This window comes from Shewanella sp. SG44-2, from assembly GCF_014164215.1.
Classification (GTDB): domain Bacteria; phylum Pseudomonadota; class Gammaproteobacteria; order Enterobacterales; family Shewanellaceae; genus Shewanella; species Shewanella frigidimarina.
Genome location: NZ_JACJEU010000038.1, coordinates 21,818 through 28,147, shown reverse-complemented (window position 1 = coordinate 28,147; position 6,330 = coordinate 21,818). Strand labels below are relative to the sequence as shown.

Sequence of the window (6,330 nt, the reverse complement as noted above, 5' to 3'; positions counted from 1 at the left end):
AGCCAACGAATGCATTCATACCTTGACTACCAAAGTCCCAATGAATTTGAGCGTATGGATAAGCAGATAAAAGAAGTCGCTTAACGAACTTAACTAGGGTGACCTAATTCAGTTGACCAGGTCAACTAGCTTTCCTTTAAAAGTCACTTCCGACGGTTTAAGAACCACTACATTACCAACGCCAAACTCACCCGGGTTATTTATGTTTGGATAAGTGAATTTCGCGAATGCTCTTTTATCTTCCACGAAAAATGAACCCAAACTATACATTGATGGAGTGTTAGGATAATTTCGAATATCAATTATAATGCCTGCCGCATCCTTGAATTGATTTTTTATAGAATCCACATCCTTTTTTTCAATGGTGGCCAACGTAACGTAACCAATATCCCCATCGATAGTTTTATAGCTTTTTTCACCCTTAGGTTTGCGATACAACTGGAAAAAGTGCAACTCTTCCTTTTTGAATAATTTTAGCGACGTATTACCCATTAACTTGTCGCGCCTAAAGCTTATATCTATTTTAGCCTTATTCGACCTCAACAAATCAGGAGCAATATCTCTTAGCCTTGAAGCTTCATTTGATGCAGGGTAATAACGCAGCTTATCCCTAACCAACTCTTCCACGGCGACACTATCGATCTCTGTAATAACATCGCCTATAGACAGGCCGCTCAGGCGGGACATATCGCTGATATCACGCTTGTTTTCCGTGTAAAAATCCACCACAACAAGCTCACCCTCAACAAACCTTGTGAAAACTGGTGGGTAAAATTCACCTCGCATTTTTTCAACTTCACCGCGACCAGCCCATAAATTAGCATGCGTATCCTTAAGCTCACCCATTAAAGATAGCGCCACTTTTTCATAATCTAACCGATTTTTTGCCCCTAGAAACAATGGAATATATTCAGCGAGAACACTACCCCACTCCTTATCAGTCAAATGCTTATACGGAAAAAAATATTGAACCAAGTTCCAGTACCGGTATAAAGCTAATAATCTAAACCCATCATCTGGATACGACATATTAGAATAAGCTTTTTCATTTGAAAAAATGACCCTCCGCCTGCTGTTTGTGGTTACATAAAAGCTCGCGCCTTGTCTCCGCCCCTCATAAACCGAGTTCAATTTTTTGATTAGTTCTTTTGATAGACCGAATTCATAAAACCATCTATGATCTGGCTTCAGAACAGACTCCTGATTTGTCACCTTACAATCAATACACGGAGTCACCTTACCTAACCGATCGATCCAACCTACCAGACTCTTGTCTCTCTCCTGAACATCCACAACTGAGAGATAATCTGGAAGAAACCTAAACAATTCATAATCCCAGTTATAATCTCCCCCTCCCACATTTTGATGGTGATATTTCAGAAACCCCCACACCCTCCCTAAAAGGTCTAAGTTTATTAGTGTTGCCTCATCCACCCCAGACAAAACCAACATTGAACCAGAATCAAATTCGTCATCCTTATATGCGCGAGGAGTCTCACGTAGTTGAGAACTTGTTAATGGTTTATCGTCTATCAGTATCTGAAGATTATCGAACCAAACTTTCCCATTACCCGATAACACACCACCAACTGTAATCGCAGAGGCATTTTTGAGTTCAACATCCAAACTAATCTCAAAATCCCTCCAATCATTGTCACCGAATAATTTCTGCTCTCGCATATTACTCAAGGCTTGATCAGGGTGAACATTAAGCATCAACCCCACCCATCCATCAGTAATACCCTCAGTTTTCACAGCCCCCCTCAACTTAATGTTTTGCCCCTTCGCTTGGAGCGCCAACCAATAACCAAAGGAGCCAGCGTTAGGTTTACTTCCTTTAAACTCAACCGAAACTGATCGCTGCCCACGTTGAAAAACCTTATCATCAACCGAAAAGCTATACCCAGCCTCCCCTCCAGATACTCTCCACCCACCACAGGGAAACTTATCGTAGGTTTCGAAATCTAGGTCAGGTAAACTAGGCTTAGCCATCCCTCCGAAAGCCGCTAACAAAGAAAGCAACAAAACCATGATACGTATATTTTTTTCCATTTTATTAACTTCCTGAATCCTTTACTTCTTCGTAAGCGTCTGGGCAACTACACCTACTTTTTAAAATTCCATGGTAACAGGCTGTCGATATCCGGTGCTGGTTGGCACAGTTCATTAAGGCAAGCCATGATGTAATCAAATGGGATTAAGCCGTTTGACTAAATAACCAATTCTTTCAGCATATCACAAACGGTTTTACCGCCCGCTCTGCACGATTATTATCAATACTCAGTCTGCCATCATCTACATACCGTATGAGTTTTGGCCATTGATTCGCCAGGTAATTAGCCGCTTCAATCAGTTTGCTGTTCCCCACTAAATGTGGCTGGTTTTGCTCAAGCCATGCTTTAGCTTGCTAAGAATAGGCAGGCTAGCCTCTTGTCTGGCAATGTACTTTTCATTCGTACTTTTATCTTTGATACGTGACTCTACACCGTACAACTTTTGGATAAGACTCAATACCACATCCGCTTTGCCGGTTTTATTTTTACCTTGCAGCTTTTTCGCCTCGATAAATTTACGACGAGCATGAGCCCAACAGCCGATTAAGGTTGCCTGTGTTTTTTCATAAGCTTGATAACCATCTACGTGCAAGTACCCTTGATATCCATCAAGATAATTGACCACGCACGCGGCTGCCCGACTATTGTGAAAGTAGTAAAGCACGATATTAGGGATAGAGCTATTTGGGTCTGGTGAATTTCGACCTGAGCAATACACCCACATGTAGCTGTTCACTTTATCGGATTTCACCACTTTCAATGGTGTTTCATCAGCAAATAACGTGGGCTGCTTTAACAACTCTGTTTTAAGTCGTTCAACCAGTCGTGCAAAGAGTGTGGCGGATTTGTCTATCCAGCTGCTCATGGTCTGACGACTCAGCTCAATACCGTATTGCTTGAACATCGCTTCCTGGCGATACAGCGGTAACCCATATTGATATTTACTGGTGATAAGCTGACTCAATAAGCTCGCCGTCGCAATGCCTTTGTTGATGGGCATGACAGGCATTGAGGCTTGTTTTATCGGCGTATGAGTTGAGGATTTATCACAGTGACGGCAGGCGTACTTAGGCCGAATGTGCTCAATCACTTTGATTTGAGCAGGAATAAACTCAAGCTTTTCTGACTTATCTTCACCCATTTTATGTAGCTCACGGCCACAGAAATCACAGGTTTTATCGGTGATATAGTGAATAACCTGTTCACGGGGTAAGTCTTTTGGCAGTGGCTTACGCACTGGCTTTTTACGGGTATAGCTAATGGATTGTTGCTCAGCCTCAGCGGCCTCAACAATCTCTTCTACTTCATTGAATAACTCGCCTTGCCCGACAAAGCCTTCAGCACTTTTGCCGAATTGTTTTTGTTGAGCCAAGCGCCAGCGCTCTTCCAAGGCTGCGATTTGTGCATCCTTCTGCGCTAACAGTTTTTCAAGTTCAGCGATGCGCTGTTTAAGGGCGAGTTCATTTTTCATAACGCCTATTTTAAGGCATAAAAAAAGGCTTTCCAGTGCTGACTGAACATCTTTTGATGATCATCAATCGATCGCAAATATTAAAGCACTTGCTTACCTGCAACATCAATTTTGCTGTGACCAATCACATCATAACCCGACAATAACCAATGTAATTGCTGCTCGCTTAAGGTCATGGTGGGTGATATGAGTTTGGGCCATTTGAACTTTTGCTTATCTAATCGCTTATACCACAGCGCAAAGCCGGTGTTATCCCTGTAAAGCAGTTTGAGCTTATCACGGCCTTTATTACAAAAGACAAATAGCGCGCCACTGAGCACAGGCAGTTCAAGCTCTGCTTCCACCAACGCCGCCAATCCATTAATCGATTTACGAAAATCGACCATATCGGCACATAAATAAACGGTGGGTACATCAACAAACATCTTCATGCAATCAGCCCTTTAATGATGGCAACGATATCAGTCGTTGCTAGATCGGCAGGAAATGTGAGTTGGCCCGTACGCGTATCAAACTGTAAGGGATGTTGATGAGTTTGCGAGCTAACTTCAGTGGTGGTTTGTTTTATCTGAATAAAGCGTGATGATGTAGCGCAGAAGCCTGGCTTTAATAAGGTTGGGCTTTGCTGGTTCTCAGCCTGTAAAGCACGCTGTTTATAGTAAGTGGTAATAGCGACATTATGGTGTTGGCAGAATTCAATATTAGTGCCTTTGAAATTGCTGCGTTGCTGAAGTAGTTCCAGCCACTGTGCGCTTGTTCTATAAGTTTTCATCACCTACTTCGAATTTAATCATTGAGCAGGTATTTTCAGATAGTCAGATTAACGATGCGAGGTGTGGTTCGCTAGACGGATACGAAATAAACGGCTTAGAATAGCTTAAAATGTTAACTATATTTAGCGTTGCAGCAAACTCATTCAAATAGCTGAAATAGTATTATATTGTTTAGTTGATCATTGGTGAGTAAAGCACATCAGAAACGAGAGAAACACTTAGTACGAAAGTTAACCTTAAAGCGTAAGTTATCCCTTGACCACATTTACAAGTATCATTTTTAGTTCATTAGTTGGCTAAAAATTCATTCAATCCGTTATGATGCGATTTCGACCCGATCCTTTCGCTTGGTACAAAGCACTATCAGCTCTTTGGAACCACTCTTTAAAAGGCTCTTCAACACGAAGAGTAGCCATGCCAGCACTAAAAGTTAACTTTTCGGCTGGCGAAAAGCTCATCTGTGAGATTTTTTGACGAACCTCTTCAATATGTTTAAAAACCATAGTTGAAGTCGCTTCTGGTATTAAAATGACAAACTCTTCTCCTCCCCAACGACAGATGAGATTTTCTTTGCGCATATTTAAAGACAATTCATCCGCAAAACGACACAAAATATCATCACCAACATTGTGCCCAAACTCATCATTAATCTTTTTGAAGTGGTCAATATCTATTATGACCAAAGTTATAGGAAAATGATGTCGCTTAGCGCGGGAAATCTCTTTATCAACCAGAGCACTAAAGGCTCGACGATTATAAAGCAACGTTAACGGGTCTTTGGATGCAAGCTGTTCAAGCTTTTCATTCTGCTGATTCAGAAGTAAATTTTTATCGGTAATTTCTTGAGTTCGATGATTGACCATCTGTTCTAAATGGATAGTGTGTGAGTGTATTTTTTGAAGACTATCGTGGAAAGCTTTAGACAGTTGACCTATTTCGTCATCTGAATCGATTATTTTTAGATAACTTTTTTTATCTTTGACAGAAGCTTTTACATCTTTGGTCAGTTGCACGATTGGCTTTGTTATTCTATTGGATAGCTCACTAATGAGTAATAAAAATATCACCATCAAAATAATTGAAGTGACTAATACATCGTACACAATTGTATATATGTCGTGAAAAATTTCAGACTCTTTAGTTGTGACAAACAAGGTCCAGCCAGGCAGATAATCAACTTTAGAAAATGTGACTATTTTCGATTCATTTAATGTGGCGTCCATATAACGCCCATAACCATCATTTTGCAATTTAGTTTGTCTGACTATTTTATAAAACCCTGGATAGTCAGCATTTTCCGTCATTGAAAGTTTATTCTTCATTATAAAACTTTTATTTGGATGTGAAACCATTAAGCCATTCGAGTCAGTTAACCAAGCGTAACTCTCTTTTGCGTGCTTAATTTCCGCCAGTTTAGCGGAGATAATGGTTAGAGGCACCGCCACAGCAAGCGTTCCCATCCAGTTATTTTGCGTGTCTAAAATAGGTACCCCCACCATGATGACCGGAGTCTTTTCAAACCGAGTGATGACTGGCACGCTAATATTATATTGTTTGCCTACCCATTGTTCTGCACGCATAAATGAAGGGTGAGTGACTTTATTTGTATTGCCTAACACATCTGTCAAATTTAAATTTTTGTCTACATAAATAGCATTAATGAAATTACCACGCCCCATTGTCATGAGTCTTTTGAGCTGTCGGGCGATTGTAGGTTTATCGCCTAACTTTGTATTCGGGTTGTTACTGAGCATTTTTAACATGACAACATATCGAGCAAATTCTTGGCTGAGGAGATTGGCGTGCATTTTAGAAATTTTGGTAGAATTTTCTAATGCTAAATCAAATACGCGATCACGTTCATTGATAAATATGGTGAGTAAAAGCACAGACGTGAAAGCAATCATGACTAAAGAGAATATAGTGATAACTTTGGCTTTTATACTATGAAACATATCACTCCTGAAAACGTTGCTTAACACACTACAAAAAAATATAAATCACAAAAAATTGATAACTCTTAATGGTATAG

Annotated in this window: 4 protein-coding genes and 1 pseudogene; all 5 read right to left on the bottom strand. The window is 40.4% G+C overall.

From position 1 onward, the window contains the following. Window positions 1-108: 108 nt before the first annotated feature. Window positions 109-2,052 (bottom strand): peptidase S41, encoded by a 1,944-nt coding sequence (locus H5181_RS18885; protein ID WP_182751775.1) that lies wholly within the window; start codon window positions 2,050-2,052, stop codon window positions 109-111. A 53-nt stretch (window positions 2,053-2,105) separates the two neighbouring features. Further along, a pseudogene (tnpC, locus tag H5181_RS18880) lies at window positions 2,106-3,525 on the bottom strand (IS66 family transposase). Between the two features lie 80 nt (window positions 3,526-3,605). Next, a complete protein-coding gene (tnpB, locus tag H5181_RS18875) occupies window positions 3,606-3,956 on the bottom strand; it encodes an IS66 family insertion sequence element accessory protein TnpB (RefSeq protein ID WP_182751774.1) in 351 nt (116 codons plus the stop codon). Further along, window positions 3,953-4,297: a hypothetical protein gene (locus H5181_RS18870; protein WP_123881944.1), complete on the bottom strand. Its 345-nt coding sequence runs from the start codon at window positions 4,295-4,297 to the stop codon at window positions 3,953-3,955. The genes tnpB and H5181_RS18870 overlap by 4 nt, the downstream gene beginning before the upstream one ends. Before the next feature lie 309 nt (window positions 4,298-4,606). Continuing rightward, the gene (locus H5181_RS18865) at window positions 4,607-6,253 is read right to left on the bottom strand and encodes a diguanylate cyclase (RefSeq protein WP_182751773.1); all 1,647 of its coding nucleotides are present in this window, start codon (window positions 6,251-6,253) and stop codon (window positions 4,607-4,609) included. Between the last annotated feature and the right edge of the window lie 77 nt (window positions 6,254-6,330).